Origin of the sequence: Janthinobacterium sp. HH102, assembly GCF_001758625.2 — a bacterium.
In the GTDB taxonomy this organism is placed as follows: domain Bacteria; phylum Pseudomonadota; class Gammaproteobacteria; order Burkholderiales; family Burkholderiaceae_D; genus Janthinobacterium.
Genome location: NZ_CP062064.1, coordinates 106,803 through 122,152, shown reverse-complemented (window position 1 = coordinate 122,152; position 15,350 = coordinate 106,803). Strand labels below are relative to the sequence as shown.

Below are 15,350 nucleotides of genomic sequence, written 5' to 3'. Positions count from 1 at the left end.
TCGCCAGACCAACGGTTTGTTTGAGTGCATAATTCTCTTTTTATTCTGCTAGGAGCAGGCAATGCGTGAGATGTCGGTTTTAGTCGGTCTAGGCCTGGACGCGGACCAGCTTCAGCAGGTCCTGCACGAGAACGGCGGGAGGTTCTTATATGAGGTCGCGCACGCGCTACTGGACGACCACGCCGACGACCGCGCGGAAATCTACGAGGTCAAGGTGGATAGCGTGGCGATCAACGAGGACTGCCCCACTCAGGTAGACATCGACTTTGAAACCTCTTGGAGCATCTACCGGGGCTGCGAGGAGAGGAACACTGCGGGGAGCGAGTATCAGCATGAGCGGGCGACCTACGAGGCGGACGGCCGCCTGGTGTTCCTCGCGCCGCTGGCGCGCAAACACGTCGATCCTTGCTGAAAAGATAAGACGATGAACGTTTCCAGTATGTCCCGTCTCGGCATGCTTATCCTGGCCGCGGTCGCCATGCAGCTCGCATGGGCTCAGGCAGCGCCGGATGCTGCGATCTACACCCTATACCGGAATAGCGTGACCAATGCGGCCCTGCGCCTGCACGTCGCCACCTTCGATGCTCTGGACGGGGCGGCGTATAACCGCCAGAACTGTGCTCAGGCCCAGCAACTGTTCGCCGCTCAGCAAGGCGTCAATGTGGCATTCTGGTGCGAGGCCGGTCGGTTCCGTGCCATAGCCGCCAGCGATCACGCGCCAGCCCTCGGCAAGCAGTTCATCAACGGTAAGCCGGCCGAACGGAACTGCAGCCCGTCCTCCTCGAAACTGGCGCGCGGGGACAAGCGGCCTGCCAGTGCCGGCGATAGTTGTTCGCCATGACGGCGCTGCGCACCTTCGCCGGTGTTCACGCTATTCACCACTTCCAGGGCGCACTGTTCACCGTGCACACCGACAGCGACATGGTCTATATGTCCGAGGAGGATCCTGGATCTGACGGCGAAGCATGGGCGGTCGTAGAGGTCGACGCCGAGCGGTTCCTGCAGCTATGGCGCCAGCCGGGAAGCAGCCATCCAGAGGTGGCGCACCAAAGCCCCGAGACCTGGCCGCTGGACCGCAAGTTCCATTGGCCGGACAAGCATTTTACGGAGGGCCGTGTCAACCCGGTGCCGCTGGCCACCGTCAGCTGTGAGCTTCGACGCTTGGAAACGCCGGTGTGGCGTCGCCGGTTGCTGTGGCAAGTGCTAGAGCGCGTCGACGTGACCGAGCACCCGGTCCTCTCGTTCACCGACGGGGTCACCCGCACCATCTGGCTGCTGACTCACGGCGTGCAGGCCATGCCGGTCAAATGCCCGATGGCCGACGCGGTACGGTTGCAGGCGCTGGCCGGCGTGGACGGCGGCCAGCCGGTCGCCGTCGGTATATTGTTCAAGCAAAAAATGGATTGACACCGTGGGTTCGATCAGCGAAAGGGAAGTGGGGGTGCCTGGCACCTGCGGCAGGCCGCAGCACCAGGCGGGAGACGCCGGCATGCCGTGCAGTTACCTGGTGTTGACATAGCACGGGTGGCCAGCGGCAGAGGAGGGCGCCCGTCGCAACGGGCGGACGGTGCGAGCACCGGGTCGGGGTCCACCATAGCGACTGGAATCGACAGCCGCTGCAGTAGCTGCAGGCCTTGACCCATGTCCGGGTTTGACGGCGAGAACACGGCGCCGGCCGTGGCCATGCTGATGGCGTGCGCTGTGCTGGACGTCGACCGGCTGGCCGACCAAGATCCTGGCCGCTGAGCGGTCGTGGCCAGCGCCTTGCCGGCGCTGCCTGGTGATCGCCTGATCGAGCGGCGGGCGATCGCTCTGGTGCAACTGCCAGCGCTGCTGCGCCAGCTGCTGAAGCTGGCCTGCGCGCGCGCCTAGCCCTCATCGCTCAGGCTGTCGACATTGCGTCATAGCGTATAGCGGTAGGTACGGTAGGGCGAAAGGATCGTTTCTCGTGTGTTCACATTTCCATATTTGTTGATTGCGTCACATTCGGCCATCGATTTCCAACCAAATTTGCCCCGATCCCCGCACTCGTATTTGGTCTTGCCGGTCCAGCGATCACTACGAATTCCACTGTGTGCTGAGAACTCGTAATGAAACGTCGTTGCGATAACAACAGCCGCAATCACGATGGCGTCGGCCAGATTCGCTGCGCTACTCGTAAGGTCGGCGCGCATGCTCACCAAATCCTGTGGAACTTTCGCGCGCGAAAGTTATACGAAGAACGTCGCAACTCAGTCTCATTGAACGTCCCACTCATTCTCATGCAGCGCCACCGCTCAGCTTGTGAGATTTCGCGTATTTTTCACATAAGCAAGATGTTATCCTCTAGTCATCGGCGGAGCTCGGCCAGTAGGGGACCAAGCCAATACAGCGCTCGTGAAGGGCCGCGCTGAGCCAACTCACCCGTTCTGTGCCGCCTGGGTGAGGCACGATCTAGGACGTTGTATTAGATAATTTCAAAAATTGAATCGCCACGACAATTGTAGACACTCCTGAGCCATAATATCGGACCCAAGGAGAACTTATGAGTGGCAAGCGGTACACAGAAGAATTCAAGATAGCAGCAGTCAAGCAGGTATCCCACCGTGGGCACCCAGCGAGCGAAGTAGCAGAGCGGCTCGGGGTAAGCATCCACAGCCTGTATGCCTGGACGAAGCGCTATGGCGTGCCTGAGGCAGAGCGCAAGGCTGTCGATGCCCAGTCTGACGAGATGCGGCGCTTGAAGGCTGAACTCAAACGCGTCACGGAGGAGCGTGACATATTGAAAAAAGCCGCGGTGTACTTTGCCAAGACGTCCGGGTAAGGTACACCTTAATTGCAGAGTTACAGGGCCAGTTCCCGGTGCGCCGGCTGTGCAAGGTGCTCGAAGTGCATCCCAGCGGCTTCTATGCCTGGCGCCTCAATCCTGAAAGCCGCCGCGCTAAAGAAGACAAGCGTCTGCTCGTGCCAATCAAGGAGTCATGGTTGGAAAGCGGCAGCGTGTACGGCTACCGCAAAGTGAGCGATGACTTGCGCGAGCTCGGTGAGCAATGCGGCATCAATCGCGTTCACCGCCTCATGAGGTCGGCCGGTATTCGTTCGCAAACCGGTTATGCCAAGCGCAAATACAAACGCGGCGGCGCGCCTTCGCTGGTGGCCCCTAATCATCTACAGCGCCAGTTCAACGTCGAAGAACCGAATCGAGTCTGGGTAACGGATATCACGTATATCCGTACCTACGAAGGTTGGCTCTATCTGGCCGTGGTGCTGGACCTGTTTTCGCGGCAGGTAGTTGGTTGGTCGATGAGTTCGCGCATCGATCGAGAGGTGGCGATGAACGCGCTCCTGATGGCTGTCTGGCGCCGGCAGCCCAAGAATACGGTGATGGTGCATTCCGATCAGGGCAGCCAGTTCAGCAGCTACGACTGGCGCGACTTCTTGGACGAGCACAACCTGCATCAGAGCATGAGCCGACGCGGGAATTGTCATGACAACGCCGTCGCCGAAAGCTTCTTTCAGCTCTTGAAACGGGAACGAATTAGACGAAAGACATACGGCACCAGGGATGAAGCAAAGCAGGATGTCTTCGATTACATCGAGATGTTTTACAATCCAAAGCGTCGGCACAGCTTCAGCAATGACTTGTCGCCGGTCGAATATGAAAAGCAGTATTTCCAGCGGCTTGCGAGTGTCTAGAAAACTCGTGGCGATTCATCCATACGATGGCCGTGAGCGAGCAGCGCGAACAAAAATGAGCAACAGTCCCGTTGTTTAAACGTCCATGTAGCTCTCAATTTTTCGTCATTGATGAAACATTATCACACGTCGAAGTACCTTTTTCCATATGTTTGATGAGACGTCAGACAACTGTCGTTTCAGTCGTATGGCGACTGGTCTCTGACATATCTGTTGCAAAGCAAAAATCGATGTGACGCATCAAAGTGGTATAGCAAATACTGACTATCGCAGTGGCGCTGCCGTTTTCAAAGTGTAATTTTTCGCCATCTTTTAACAACCATGCAGAGGTAACCAACGCATCGAACGGTGGCGCCGAGTTCTGTACATCAATCCTAAATTTCTTGCCACTCAGCGACTTTGCATCGCGGAAAGCCATTCTAGTTCGTTCTGTGTAGCAAAAAACATATGCTGGCGCAAAAGTCGCTGACATCTCTACTCTCCATCGCTGCTAGAGCTATCAAATGGCCACAAAAAAGGAATTATATCCCTTTCGCAAGGTTTTAATAATTGCAATCTAATGCTGGGTGGGGGAGGTCTCGAAATTGGATTCTGGTAGACAAGCAGCGCGTTCCCAAGTTGGGCGGGCGTTGAGCACCGGTGGGTCTAATCGCGACTGGCGTCCATCCTGATGCCCTAGGCGATTGCAATCGGCCACGCGTGCGAAGCCTCATGTTTCTACAAAGGCAAGGATCACAGCCGCAATCGTCAAGCAAGTCAATTTGATCTGGATAAAGAAATTGGAAATTTTTCCAGTGCTCAACTGTGCTTGCATCAAACGGTGCTAGACTTGATTTAATTGTAAATTTCGTCACATTGAATACTTTGTATCGTGCAGCAGCGCTGTACAAGCTGACTTTTCCTTGGGAGAGTGATCCAATGCCGCATGTCGTCACCGTCGCAACCGTCGCGAAACCGCTGGCCAGCGCCTTGCTGTTGTTTTGCGCGGTCACCGCCAGCGGCCAGTCGGTACAGCCGCACGACACCATCCCCGCCTTCAGCAAGCTCGATTCGATCGAAGCACGCGTGCAGGGCTGTGTCACCTGCCACGGCCAGCAAGGGCAGGGCACCTCGAACGGCTACTTTCCCCGTATTGCCGGCAAGCCGGCCGGCTACCTGTACAACCAGCTGGTCGGCTTTCGCGACGGCACGCGCAGCTATCCGCCGATGAACTACCTGGTGGCTTACCTGCCCGACGCCTACCTGAAGGAAATCGCGCAGCACTTCGCCTCGCTGCGCCCCGCCTTTCAGACGCCCGAACAGCCATCGGCCAATGCGGCGATGGCCGAACGGGGTCGCGTGCTGGCCACCGTGGGTGATACCGCCAAGGGCATTCCCGCCTGTATGGCCTGTCACGGCAAGAGCCTGTCCGGGATGGAGCCGGGCATCCCGGGCTTGGCCGGCCTGCGCTCGACCTATATCGTCGGCCAGCTGACACGCTGGCGTGTGGGCGAGCGGCGCGCGGCCGATCCGGACTGCATGAAGCGCATCGCTACGCGCCTGTCCGATACCGACGTCACGGCCGTCGCCTCGTGGCTGGCGCAGCAAACCCCGCCAGCCAATGCATCGCCGGAACCGTCCAACCTTGTGCGCATGCCGGTGGCCTGCGGCAGCCAGCGCTAGGGGCCCATGATGCGCAAAAGCCTGCAAATCCTGCTTGCCCTGTTCGTCCTCGCGCTGCTGGCGGTGGCAGCCGTGTATCTCCTGCGCCCCGGGCATATGCCGAACCAGAAAAAAGCTCCGCGCAGCGGCGAGACGAGTGCGTCCACGCAGCTGATCACCAAGGGCGAATATCTGGCGCGCGCCGGCGACTGCGTGGCCTGCCACACGGTGCCCAATGGCCCGATCTTTGCCGGCGGGCGTGCCATGGCCACGCCGTTCGGCAACCTGTACGTGCCCAATATCACGCCCGACGACGACACCGGCATCGGCCTCTGGACGCCCGACGAGTTCTACCGCATGATGCACACGGGCGTCTCGCGCGACGGCACCTTGCTTTATCCGGCCATGCCGTTCGCCTCGTACACGCAGGTGACGCGGGCCGACTCGGACGCCATCTTCGCCTACCTGATGTCGGTCACGCCGGTCAGACAGACCAACCGCGCGCACGAGTTGCGCTTCCCCTTCAATAACCGCGAACTGCTGATCGGCTGGCGCACCCTTTACTTCAAGCAAGGCGAGTTCCAGCCCGACCCGGCGCAATCGGCCGAGTGGAACCGTGGCGCGTATCTGGTGCGCGGCCTGGGCCACTGCGCCATGTGCCACACGGCTGTCAATGCGCTGGGCGGATCGAGCGAATCGAAGGCATTCGAAGGCGGCATGATCCCGAACCAGAACTGGTATGCGCCCTCGCTGACCTCGAACCGCGAAGCGGGCCTGGGCGACTGGAAGATTTCCGAAATTTCGGATCTGCTGCAGGTGGGCGTGTCGCATCGCGGCACCGTCTACGGGCCGATGGCCGAAGTGGTCTACAACAGCCTGCAATACATGACGGATGAGGATACCAAGGCGATGGCCGTCTACTTGAAGGCGCTGCCGCAGAAGGACGACGCGCCGCCGCCGACCAGCCAGGCGCGCCTGGTCGATCCGGCAGTGATGGAGACCGGCCGCAAGGTGTATGTGGCGCAGTGCGCGATGTGCCATGGCGCCGAAGGCAAGGGCCAACCGCCATCGTTTCCCATCCTGGCCGGCAACCGCTCGATCACCATGGTCACGCCCGTCAACCCGATACGCATGGTACTCAATGGCGGCTATCCGCCAGGTACCTACAAGAATCCGCGCCCGCACGGCATGCCGCCGTTCTCGCACATTCTGAACGACGACGAGGTGGCGGCAGTCGTCACCTATATCCGTGTCGCCTGGGGTAATAGCGGTACGCCCGTCAATGCTGCCCAGGTCAGCGACCTGCGCAAACTCTTGCCTGAATAAGGAGGCCCATGCAAATGCCTGGTGACACCGAATCCGAAGAACTGAACAAACGCATCGACGAAATCGTCAGCCACGGCCCCTCGGGCGCGTTCGCGGTGGCGGGCATCGCGACCTTCATCGTGGTCGCGATCTTCTTCCTTTTTTACTGGCTGGTGTACCTGCCACGGGGGACGGTGCAATGAGTGAACCTGCCGCACATGAATTGCACCATGCGTCGGAAGCGGTGGCAGTGGCGGCCGAACGGCGCTGGGCGTACATCGTTATCGCCATTATCGTGTTGCTGCTGGCCGTGATGGTCTTCACGGGCCTACACTGGGCCGCCATGCCGCCGTCGCGTGTGGAAACGGTCGACGTCAGAACCTTGCACCTGAAAGGCGAATTCGTCGAAAACAACCTGGGCACGGCGCTGGAAAAAGACGGCCGTGTGGTGGTGCGCCTGATCGGCCAGCAGTATTCGTTCGCGCCGCAATGCATCGTGGTGCCGGCCGGCGTGCCCGTCACGTTTCGCGGCACCAGCAGCGACGCCATCCACGGTTTTGTGGTGGGTCGCACCAACGCCAACACCATGCTGATTCCGGGATTCATTTCTACCTTTACCACTACATTTCCCAAGGCAGGCGAGCAGCTGATGCCCTGTCACGAATACTGCGGCACCGGGCACGAGGCCATGTGGGCCAGGTTCCAGGTGATTCCTTCCGACGAATTCTATGCCCGGGCAAAAAAGGCAGAAAGGATGAGCTGTGTTCCTGGCTAAACGACTGGTCCTCGCCCATTTCTGGGTCGCCTTCATCGCTTTTTTCGCCGCCATCCTGCTTGGCGAATGGCAGATGTTCGTGCGCAGCCCCCTCTCGCCCTGGGTCAACAACCCCGAACATTACTACCGCTCCGTCACCGCACACGGCACCGTGATGGGCTATGTGCTGCCCACGCTGGTGGCGATGGGCTTTGGCTATGCGATCACGGAGCTGGCCCTGAAACGCCCATTGATCGGCCTGCGCTGGGCCTGGGCCGGTTTCTGGCTAGTGATCGCCGGCACGCTGATGGCGGCGCTGACCACGGCCTCGGGCAAATCGTCGGTGCTGTACACCTTTTATCCGCCGATGATTGGCAGCGTCTTTTACTACCTGGGCGTGGTGCTGGTGGTGGTGGGCTCTTGGGTGTGGGTCGCGCTGATGTCGGTCAACCTGCGTGCCTGGAAAAAAGCCAATCCGGGTGCCACCATGCCGCTGGCCATGTTCGGCAACGTGGCCGGCGCCTATCTGTGGGCCTGGACCTCGGTCGGCGCGGCGGTGGAAATCCTGGTGCTGATCTTGCCGGCCGCGCTGGGTTTGACCGACACCATCAACGTCGGCCTGGCGCGCGTGCTGTTTTCCTGGACGCTGCACGCCATCGTCTACTTCTGGCTGATGCCGGCGTATATCGCATTCTATACGCTGTTCCCGCGCGCGATCGGCGGACGGCTGTACAGCGATACCATGGGCCGCGTCGCATTTGCGCTGTTCCTCGTGTTCTCGATGCCGATCGGCATCCACCATCTTTTCGCCGACCCCCAGGTCGGCGCCGGCTTCAAGTTCGTACATGCGGCGATGACGGCAATGGTGTCTATTCCGACCCTGCTCACGGTGTTCACCATCGTCGCCTCGGCCGAAATCGTGGGCCGGCTGCGCGGCGGCAAGGGACCGGTCGGCTGGGTGAAAGCGCTGCCGTGGTCCAATCCGTGGATGCTGGCCGTCACGCTGGCTTTCATCATGCTCGGTTTTGGCGGCGCCGGCGGCATCATCAACATGAGCTACCAGCTCAATGAGTCGATCCACAACACGCAATGGGTAACGGGACACTTCCACCTGATCTTTGCCGGCGCCATCGTCATCATGTACTTCATGGTGGCGTATGAGCTGTGGCCCCAGCTGCGTGCTTGCAGGCCGCTGTCGCCACGCCTGATCAGGGCGCAGCTGTGGAGCTGGTTCATCGGCATGATGATCCTCACCATGCCGTGGCACTTGGTAGGCTTGCTCGGTGCGCCGCGCCGCATGGCCTATTACGACTATACGCATCCGCTGCTGGCGCCGCAGGCCATCACGGTCACCATGTCCACCTTTGGTGGGCTGATACTGGTGATTTCGGCGGCGCTGTTCATCTACATTCTGGCCACGCCAAAACGTCAGGATGCGCCGGCGGCGCCGTTTACCTTTAGCCAGGCCGTCCATCCGAACGCCAGGGTGCCGGCCGCCCTCAATGGGTTTGCATTGTGGGTGGCGATGATGATCGCGCTCACCGTCGTCAACTATGGCTACCCCATTTTGCAGCTGGCGATCACGCCTGACGCCAGCGTTCCGATAGTGCCGATAGGAGCGCGATAATGCGAGAACACGGCTTCTTTTCCCGAGCAAACCGCATCGGCTGGGTCAGCACGGTTGGCCTGCTCGTGCTGACATTGATTGCGGTGCTGGTCGCCTTTGCCTGGCTGCCGTCAGCGCAGGCCGACTTCCGCGCGAAGGGATTATGGGACAGCATCTGCCGTGCCGCGGGCGTGCCGGCCAAATGGCTCGATGGCAGCCCGCGCAAGGACAATGCCGACGTGGTCGCCACCAACGTGGTGCTGCTGCCGGCAATGGCGAAACCGGCATCCTCGGCCTCGGTCGGGCGCGGCGCCACGCTGGCACTGAACTGCACCATGTGCCACGGCGCGCTGGGCCTGAGCCGCTCGGACGCGCCGAATCTGGCGGGCCAGTATCCGGAAGTGATCCGCAAGCAGATGCTCGACTACCAGAGCGGCAAGCGCAGCAGCGCCATCATGGCCGCGCTGGCGCGTAACCTGACCGAAGAAAACATCGCCGACCTGGCCGCTTACTACGCCAGCTTGCCGAAAGCGCGCACGGCCCCGACAACCTACGACGAAGCGCTGCCGGCGCTGGTGCGCGTGGGCGATCCGATGCGCAATATCGCCCCCTGCATTTCGTGCCACGGCGGCGTCGATCAGAAGCTGGGCGCGCCGTGGCTCGAAGGCATGCCAAAACCCTATCTGGTGCAGCAGCTCGAAGACTTCAGGCATGGCCGGCGCAAGAACGACGGCCAGCAGCAGATGCGAAATGTCGCGCGCCAGATGACAGACGCGGAGATCGACAGCGTAGCCACGTTCTATGCGAGAAAGGCGCTGCCCGAGCATCGGTAGTTCGTCAAGTTGACAAGCACCGCCAGCACGACCAGCACCCGCCCCGATAGCCTATATCGCAACGGCGGAGCTAGTGCTTTGCGCTGTCGGCCTCAGCCAAGAAGTGAGCGCGCCGCGTCAGTTTCTTCTTTGAGGCTTACTCGGGGTCTGAAATGCTCATTTGCGTGATGGATCGCTGGTAGTGCCAGTGCTTAATTTTTCAAGCGGTCCTGCTTGATCAGCGTATGTCGCGGTCGTCGGCGATGAACAGGTAGTAGTTTTTAAACTTAACTTGGAGAAAATCCATGGCAAGCAAAGGGACTGGCGGTAAGATTTCATCGGCGGCAGGCCGCATCCTCGGCAATTCAGGAACATCGGCGCTGCAACGTAGCTTGGCTGGAAGCGCCTTAGCGCAGTCAGGTACACAAAAGCTGACTGGCAAAGACATGGAAGCGAAGGCATCAGCTGCGCTTAAGAACCCAAATTCTGCGGCTACAACCAAATCCCTTGCCGGCTCCTTGGTATCTCAGTCAGAAAAGAAACGTTAGTGATTAAGTGGGGGTAGGCAGGGGTATCTCTGCGGCTGTCAAATCTTGAAAGCCGCAGCCCTTTCCGCAAGAGTCTTTTGAACGACGTAGAACAAGATTAGTGACTTTGCTTATGTTGCTGTACCGGCAGTCGATGATCTTTGCCCGCAAAGGCTTCGAACTGGAACGTGCACAGTTCTGGACAATGGCAAGACCAAGACAGCGCTGCCGGGGCCACCATGCCATCTGCAGCCTGGTTTGCTTATACGCCAGACCGGAAAGGCATCGACCCGCAAACCTACTTGGCAAACTCCGAGGATGAGTTGCAGGCCCATGCGTATGGCAGTTTCAATGCACTCTACGTCGACGACACCATACAAGAAGCGGGTTGTTGGGCGCATTGAGGCCGAGATATGCGGCAAGCCGTCGCACGAACGACAGCAGGCGAGCCAGCAAGATCAAGCCCGTTGCTCGGCGCCTTCGATAGGTGGCTGCACGCCACTCTTGAATATCTGTCGCGCAAGCCGGACACGGCCGCGGCGAACCGACTGTAATTTTTACAGTGCACGGGGAGCATCATTTGGAATAGCGCATTGGAATTTGATTACGGACTCGAACGAGTACTGCTGTCGTTTGAGGACCAAAATCGAGAATGCATACTGATGTCGCAAAACACCCAGAATGATGACGGCGTACTTTGGCGACAGAGTTGAGAAACTGTGCGACATCTAGTTGTACCTTTTCGGACGATTTCGCAAACACCCCATGATGATGTCGCAAAACACCCCAGAATGATGTCGGCGTACTATGAGATCGGTCGGTATCTTCTAAAAGCATACAATGTTAAGTAGTTTACTTAATATGGACTAAGTATTATAGGGTAAATGACAGGTACGTTTATCCATGAAAAATACCGGTTTAAATACCGCTGTTTGGCCGATCGTGCTATGCTCTTTTTCACCCACGCCGCCGGGATATCCGCGCTGGCCCACCCGATCGATTGCGCGCACCATGCACCCAGCACCAGATTCGCTGTTCCCACCGCCGCCGGCACCGGCATCGGCGCTGCGCAACGCCGGCCGCCCGCGTTTTGCGCTCACCGACGACGAGGCGCGCAGCTTGGTGATGCAACTGGGCGATATGCGTACCCGTCACGCCAATAACCCCCGCCAGCATCGTCCGTTCGTGCACGATTTTCTACGGGCGGTGCACCACGCGACCGGGCGCATTTACAGCGCCGGCACCTATCGCAAGCTGCTGCAGGCGTACGCGCCCGAGCGCACACCGTCGACGACGACGCTCGAGACCGAAAAAAACTTGCTTGAGCATGAGCTGAAAAGCCGCGCGGTGTCGGTCGGCATCGCTGCGGCAACACCACTGACGACAGCTGAGGCAGTGCCACCGGTCCCCGCACCGGCGCTGGCGCGGGAAACGGGACTTGAACTTCAACAGATCATTGGCTTGCTGCACCACCTGTCAGCGCGACTCGATCAACAGGATCGTGCGTTTGCCGGCCAGGATCGTTCGGCCGGCCTGCAAGCCCACAACGACTATCTGCGCGAGCGTCTCGCCGTCACCGAAGAGGATTTAAATCAAACGCGGGCGCAGGCCGCCCGCATCGCGCTCGAGGCGCAAGCTGCCACCACCCAGGCAGAGGAACGCGCGCGCGAGTTGGCCGTGCTATACCAGAACGTCAAAGACCAGGCGGCGGCGCTGGGCGCGATGGCGGAAGAACTGCATGGCAGCCGGCAGTTTGCCATGCAAGCCATCGATGGCGTGCGCGGAGAAACGCGCGCGGCCAAAGAGCGCTGCGCGCAGCTGGAGCAACAACTCAAAGACAAGGAGCAGCAAGTGGACATGTACCGGCAAATGGCGTTCAGTAAAGGAGGTCCAGCGCGATGACCGGACTGACCCCCTATTCCCACGGCGCCGGCCAAATGACGGTTGCCGCCCCTCAGCCGGTGCACAGCCTGGGGCCGGTCGCAGACGACTGGGAAGCGATCAATGTGTGGCTGGCCGCGGTGGCCGACAACAGCAGAAGCGGTTCCAATGAAACGCTCAGAACCTACCGCTACCATCTGGCCAAGCTGCGCTGGTATTGTGAACGCGAACTGGGACGCCCGCCGTCAACCTGGACCCTGCAAGATGTCAAAGCCTTCCGCGACTACCTGGCACAACTGCCTGCTTCGTCCTTGCGTACTATCAATATCGTACCTGGTGCCCCGGACTACTCACCGTTTCAGAAGCAGCCCGGCGTCAGCACCCAGTCCGACATCATGCGCTTTACCAAGGCGATGTTCAGTGCCCTGCATCGTACCGGCTATCTGCGCCTCGATCCCATGGCGCTCGTCCAAGCGCCGAAGCAGCGCCGCTTGGACAAAAAACGCGCCGTGGGGGATGATTTGTTTGACCTGGTGCTGCAGGTGATGGCGGAGGCGCCGCGGCCGACCCAGAAAGACCATCAGATTTACCTGCGCGACTGCTTCATCTTCATTTGCCTGCGCGAGTCGGGACTGAGGGCGTCGGAACTCATCGGGGCGAAAATGGATGCCGTCGGGTTGCTGTACAACCCCAACAGCGGCAACACCTATTGGGCCATGACGGTCAAGGCAGAGACGGCCAAGGGCGGCAAACAGCGCACGGTACCGGTGAGCGTGGCGTTCCTGGAAGCTTTTATTGCCTACCGGCGCGCGTTCGGGCTGGACCCGATGCCCGGGCCGAGCACCCAGCAGTATGGGCTTGTACTGTCAGTGCGCACCAAAAAAAGGGAGATCGGGAGCAGGATCAAGAGCGCGTCGGACCGGCGGCTGTTTGGTGAATGGCGCGACGTGGGGAGCCGGCAAGGACTTCACGGCATCATCAAAGGCCGGATACGGGATGCAGTCCTTCTGCTGGAGCAGGCCGGCGATGCCGCGAGCGCGGCACACCTGGATCGGGTATCGGCACACTGGTTGCGGCATACGTTCGCGATGACGGCGCTTTTGTCGGGGCAGGATCTGCGTAGCGTGGCCACGTCACTGGGGCATGCGAGTGTCGACACGACGATGGGCTACACGGAGCAGGATGCGATCGACCTGATCGAGAGTTGGGAGCGAGAAACGCCAGGCCGCGTGGCCCGTGCGGGCCCGGCCGATGGAATCAAGTGAACAGTAGTTAAATTTTTTGGTAGGCTTACCCCCAGATGCTTCAGCCGTCCAACTAAATGTAACGAGGCAAATTCTTGCGTTTTGTTGACTGTTAACCGGATAACGGATAATATGAAAACATGCCAATTCAATCCTTCGCTTGTCCCGACACGCAAGCCCTGTTCACCACAGGCAGGAGTCGCCGATTCGTCAACATTAAGAACGTAGCCGAGCGCAAGCTGGCCCAGCTCGACGCGGCTCCCTCGGTGAATTTCATGAAGGCGCCGCCGGGTAACGACCTGAAAGAGTACGACGGCGCTTGGCATGTGCGGATTAACGACCAGTGGCGTCTGACCTTCAAGTGGGGTGATAGCGGCCCTTATGAAGTGCTGATCGAAGACCCACACTGAGCGGGGCCTAGCCCATCATAGAAAAACCTGAACAGCCACGGAGGGCATTATGTTCAAAAATGGTATGCGTCCTATCCACCCCGGCGAAATTTTGGTGGAGGACTACATTAAGCCCATGGGCGTCAGCGTGCGCGCTGTGTCTCTGGCCCTGCACGTTCCGTACTCTCGCCTCAGCGAGATCACCAAAGGTGAGCGCGGCGTCTCCGCTGATACGGCACTTCGCTTGGAGCGCTATTTTGGCAGTGAGGCTCAAGGATGGTTGAATCTCCAAAGTGCGTATGACCTGCGTATGGCCGAGATATCGGCTGGCAAAGCCATCGCCAAAGCGATCAAGCCGCTTGCATTGGCATAGCTCAAGGATCGCCCAGCAGCACTCACGGGGCGTTGTTGAATAATTCGACCCGTCGCCATAGGGGTGTACAATCTGGCATCATTTTCTTCCAGGTAGACCCGTGCCGTACAAACACAGCAAAGAGGGTTCTGTCGCATTAGCGAAGGTCGACGGGCCGATCAGGTAAGCTACGGCGCCCGAAACTTGGACGAATCGACATGCTCAACTTCAAAGGAATGCGCTTTCCGATCGACGTGATCTTGGTTTGCATCCGCTGGTATGCGGCCTACCCGCTGAGCTACCGACACCTGGAATAGATGATGGAAGAGCGCGGCGTGTCGGTCGACCATTCGTCGATCAACAACATCGTCGAGCAGGATCATCGCGCCATCAAGCGAGGGTTCTGTCGCATTGTTGATTAAACGGCGGAGTTTTCCCGGCATGGCACATGGCCCTCAAACAGGACGGACCTTGCCCGCCAGCGCATAAAATTGGTCGGCGAACGACATCGCATCGGCTCCGTTGATTGCGAACTGGCCCTTGCGGATCATGTGCATGAGTTCGACGCCTGCGAGCACGCAGTGGGCGGCGCGGAACGATTTGAAGTTGAGCATCGGCCTGGTCACCCGCTTGATGGCGCGATGGTCCTGTTCGACGATGTTGTTGAGGTATTTGACCTGGCGCACCAGGATCGGCACGTCGCGGCCGGCGTTGATCGCATCGATCGCCGCCTTGTTGGCGCCGCTCTTGTCCATCGCGACCTTGGCCGGATCGCCGTTCGCTCCCATGGCCTTGTTGAAGAAGCGCTTCGCTGCGACCATGTCGCGCTTGGCCGTGAGCAGGAAGTCGACGGTCTTTCCTTCCTTATCGACGGCGCGGTACAGGTATTTCCAAACGCCTTTGACCTTGATGTAGGTCTCATCCATGCGCCAGCTGCGGCCGACTGGGCGCTTGTTTTTCCGGGCTATCTTCTCGACCAAGGGCAGGAAACGAATCGCCCACCGATTGATCGACGAATGGTCGACCGACACGCCGCGCTCTTCCATCATTTCTTCCAGGTGCCGGTAGCTCAGCGGATATGCTGTGTACCAGCGAATGCAGACAAGGATCACATCGATCGGAAAGCGCATCCCTTTGAAATTGAGCATATCGATTCGTCCTGGG

General features: G+C 59.5%; 19 protein-coding genes and 1 pseudogene. 17 read left to right on the top strand and 3 right to left on the bottom strand.

Features of this window, described 5'->3' with window-relative positions:
• Window positions 1-61: 61 nt before the first annotated feature.
• Genes JAB4_RS30095 through JAB4_RS30085 form a run of 3 tightly spaced genes read left to right on the top strand, consistent with a single transcriptional unit; the run spans window position 62 to window position 1,407 of the window.
• Complete coding sequence (locus JAB4_RS30095) at window positions 62-412, top strand: hypothetical protein (RefSeq protein WP_070224733.1); 351 nt, start codon at window positions 62-64, stop codon at window positions 410-412.
• Between the two features lie 12 nt (window positions 413-424).
• Window positions 425-841, top strand: a complete 417-nt coding sequence (locus JAB4_RS30090) for a hypothetical protein (protein ID WP_139143917.1) — start codon at window positions 425-427, stop codon at window positions 839-841.
• Complete coding sequence (locus JAB4_RS30085) at window positions 829-1,407, top strand: hypothetical protein (RefSeq protein ID WP_070289356.1); 579 nt, start codon at window positions 829-831, stop codon at window positions 1,405-1,407. The genes JAB4_RS30090 and JAB4_RS30085 overlap by 13 nt, the downstream gene beginning before the upstream one ends.
• Window positions 1,408-1,901: 494 nt before the next feature.
• Here JAB4_RS30085 and JAB4_RS30080 read toward each other — a convergent pair whose 3' ends face one another.
• Window positions 1,902-2,174: a hypothetical protein gene (locus JAB4_RS30080; protein WP_139143001.1), complete on the bottom strand. Its 273-nt coding sequence runs from the start codon at window positions 2,172-2,174 to the stop codon at window positions 1,902-1,904.
• Window positions 2,175-2,524: 350 nt separating this feature from the next.
• Between JAB4_RS30080 and JAB4_RS30075 the strand changes: the two genes are divergently transcribed.
• Window positions 2,525-3,675, top strand: a protein-coding gene (locus tag JAB4_RS30075) for an IS3 family transposase (RefSeq protein WP_139143955.1) whose coding sequence is annotated in 2 segments (ribosomal slippage) — window positions 2,525-2,771 and window positions 2,771-3,675 — 1,152 coding nt in all. Because the reading frame shifts where the segments join, the coding sequence is not laid out codon by codon here.
• Between the two features lie 163 nt (window positions 3,676-3,838).
• Here the strand turns inward: JAB4_RS30075 and JAB4_RS30070 are convergent.
• Window positions 3,839-4,147, bottom strand: a complete 309-nt coding sequence (locus tag JAB4_RS30070) for a hypothetical protein (protein ID WP_139142967.1) — start codon at window positions 4,145-4,147, stop codon at window positions 3,839-3,841.
• Window positions 4,148-4,593: 446 nt separating this feature from the next.
• Between JAB4_RS30070 and JAB4_RS30065 the strand changes: the two genes are divergently transcribed.
• The 13 genes and pseudogenes from JAB4_RS30065 to JAB4_RS30870 all read left to right on the top strand — a co-directional run.
• The gene (locus JAB4_RS30065; protein WP_070223575.1) at window positions 4,594-5,337 is read left to right on the top strand and encodes a c-type cytochrome; all 744 of its coding nucleotides are present in this window, start codon (window positions 4,594-4,596) and stop codon (window positions 5,335-5,337) included.
• A gap of 96 nt (window positions 5,338-5,433) precedes the next feature.
• Window positions 5,434-6,642 (top strand): cytochrome c, encoded by a 1,209-nt coding sequence (locus tag JAB4_RS30060; protein WP_227742199.1) that lies wholly within the window; start codon window positions 5,434-5,436, stop codon window positions 6,640-6,642.
• A gap of 8 nt (window positions 6,643-6,650) precedes the next feature.
• Complete coding sequence (locus JAB4_RS30055; RefSeq protein ID WP_175444849.1) at window positions 6,651-6,824, top strand: hypothetical protein; 174 nt, start codon at window positions 6,651-6,653, stop codon at window positions 6,822-6,824.
• A complete protein-coding gene (locus JAB4_RS30050; protein WP_070223573.1) occupies window positions 6,821-7,396 on the top strand; it encodes a cytochrome C oxidase subunit II in 576 nt (191 codons plus the stop codon). Before JAB4_RS30055 ends, JAB4_RS30050 begins: the two co-directional genes overlap by 4 nt.
• A complete protein-coding gene (locus JAB4_RS30045) occupies window positions 7,383-9,002 on the top strand; it encodes a cbb3-type cytochrome c oxidase subunit I (RefSeq protein WP_070223571.1) in 1,620 nt (539 codons plus the stop codon). Before JAB4_RS30050 ends, JAB4_RS30045 begins: the two co-directional genes overlap by 14 nt.
• Entirely contained in the window at window positions 9,002-9,814 is an 813-nt protein-coding gene (locus tag JAB4_RS30040) for a c-type cytochrome (RefSeq protein WP_070223566.1), read from the top strand. Before JAB4_RS30045 ends, JAB4_RS30040 begins: the two co-directional genes overlap by 1 nt.
• 284 nt (window positions 9,815-10,098) lie before the next feature.
• Window positions 10,099-10,341 (top strand): hypothetical protein, encoded by a 243-nt coding sequence (locus JAB4_RS30035; protein WP_071650252.1) that lies wholly within the window; start codon window positions 10,099-10,101, stop codon window positions 10,339-10,341.
• Between the two features lie 218 nt (window positions 10,342-10,559).
• Window positions 10,560-10,724: a transposase gene (locus JAB4_RS30030; RefSeq protein ID WP_083287491.1), complete on the top strand. Its 165-nt coding sequence runs from the start codon at window positions 10,560-10,562 to the stop codon at window positions 10,722-10,724.
• 499 nt (window positions 10,725-11,223) lie between these two features.
• Complete coding sequence (locus JAB4_RS30025) at window positions 11,224-12,222, top strand: hypothetical protein (protein WP_131687624.1); 999 nt, start codon at window positions 11,224-11,226, stop codon at window positions 12,220-12,222.
• On the top strand, window positions 12,219-13,466 hold the full coding sequence (locus JAB4_RS30020; RefSeq protein ID WP_070223562.1) for a tyrosine-type recombinase/integrase: 1,248 nt from the start codon (window positions 12,219-12,221) through the stop codon (window positions 13,464-13,466). The genes JAB4_RS30025 and JAB4_RS30020 overlap by 4 nt, the downstream gene beginning before the upstream one ends.
• 119 nt (window positions 13,467-13,585) lie before the next feature.
• The gene (locus tag JAB4_RS30015) at window positions 13,586-13,855 is read left to right on the top strand and encodes a type II toxin-antitoxin system RelE/ParE family toxin (protein WP_070223560.1); all 270 of its coding nucleotides are present in this window, start codon (window positions 13,586-13,588) and stop codon (window positions 13,853-13,855) included.
• Window positions 13,856-13,904: 49 nt separating this feature from the next.
• Window positions 13,905-14,207, top strand: coding sequence for a HigA family addiction module antitoxin (locus JAB4_RS30010; protein WP_070223558.1), 303 nt, complete (start codon window positions 13,905-13,907; stop codon window positions 14,205-14,207).
• Window positions 14,208-14,404: 197 nt separating this feature from the next.
• Window positions 14,405-14,500 (top strand): annotated as a pseudogene (locus tag JAB4_RS30870) (IS6 family transposase); the annotation flags it as partial.
• A 141-nt stretch (window positions 14,501-14,641) separates the two neighbouring features.
• Here JAB4_RS30870 and JAB4_RS30005 read toward each other — a convergent pair.
• Entirely contained in the window at window positions 14,642-15,334 is a 693-nt protein-coding gene (locus JAB4_RS30005) for an IS6 family transposase (RefSeq protein WP_083287490.1), read from the bottom strand.
• Between the last annotated feature and the right edge of the window lie 16 nt (window positions 15,335-15,350).

Bases quoted from the DNA above. Each gene is read 5' to 3' on its own strand.
- JAB4_RS30095 (WP_070224733.1), top strand. From the start codon at position 62: ATGCGTGAGATGTCGGTTTTAGTCGGTCTAGGCCTGGACGCGGACCAG.
- JAB4_RS30090 (WP_139143917.1), top strand. From the start codon at position 425: ATGAACGTTTCCAGTATGTCCCGTCTCGGCATGCTTATCCTGGCCGCG.
- JAB4_RS30080 (WP_139143001.1), bottom strand. From the start codon at position 2,174: ATGCGCGCCGACCTTACGAGTAGCGCAGCGAATCTGGCCGACGCCATC.
- JAB4_RS30070 (WP_139142967.1), bottom strand. From the start codon at position 4,147: ATGTCAGCGACTTTTGCGCCAGCATATGTTTTTTGCTACACAGAACGA.
- JAB4_RS30065 (WP_070223575.1), top strand. From the start codon at position 4,594: ATGCCGCATGTCGTCACCGTCGCAACCGTCGCGAAACCGCTGGCCAGC.
- JAB4_RS30060 (WP_227742199.1), top strand. From the start codon at position 5,434: ATGCCGAACCAGAAAAAAGCTCCGCGCAGCGGCGAGACGAGTGCGTCC.
- JAB4_RS30055 (WP_175444849.1), top strand. From the start codon at position 6,651: ATGCAAATGCCTGGTGACACCGAATCCGAAGAACTGAACAAACGCATC.
- JAB4_RS30050 (WP_070223573.1), top strand. From the start codon at position 6,821: ATGAGTGAACCTGCCGCACATGAATTGCACCATGCGTCGGAAGCGGTG.
- JAB4_RS30040 (WP_070223566.1), top strand. From the start codon at position 9,002: ATGCGAGAACACGGCTTCTTTTCCCGAGCAAACCGCATCGGCTGGGTC.
- JAB4_RS30035 (WP_071650252.1), top strand. From the start codon at position 10,099: ATGGCAAGCAAAGGGACTGGCGGTAAGATTTCATCGGCGGCAGGCCGC.
- JAB4_RS30030 (WP_083287491.1), top strand. From the start codon at position 10,560: ATGCCATCTGCAGCCTGGTTTGCTTATACGCCAGACCGGAAAGGCATC.
- JAB4_RS30025 (WP_131687624.1), top strand. From the start codon at position 11,224: ATGAAAAATACCGGTTTAAATACCGCTGTTTGGCCGATCGTGCTATGC.
- JAB4_RS30020 (WP_070223562.1), top strand. From the start codon at position 12,219: ATGACCGGACTGACCCCCTATTCCCACGGCGCCGGCCAAATGACGGTT.
- JAB4_RS30015 (WP_070223560.1), top strand. From the start codon at position 13,586: ATGCCAATTCAATCCTTCGCTTGTCCCGACACGCAAGCCCTGTTCACC.
- JAB4_RS30010 (WP_070223558.1), top strand. From the start codon at position 13,905: ATGTTCAAAAATGGTATGCGTCCTATCCACCCCGGCGAAATTTTGGTG.
- JAB4_RS30005 (WP_083287490.1), bottom strand. From the start codon at position 15,334: ATGCTCAATTTCAAAGGGATGCGCTTTCCGATCGATGTGATCCTTGTC.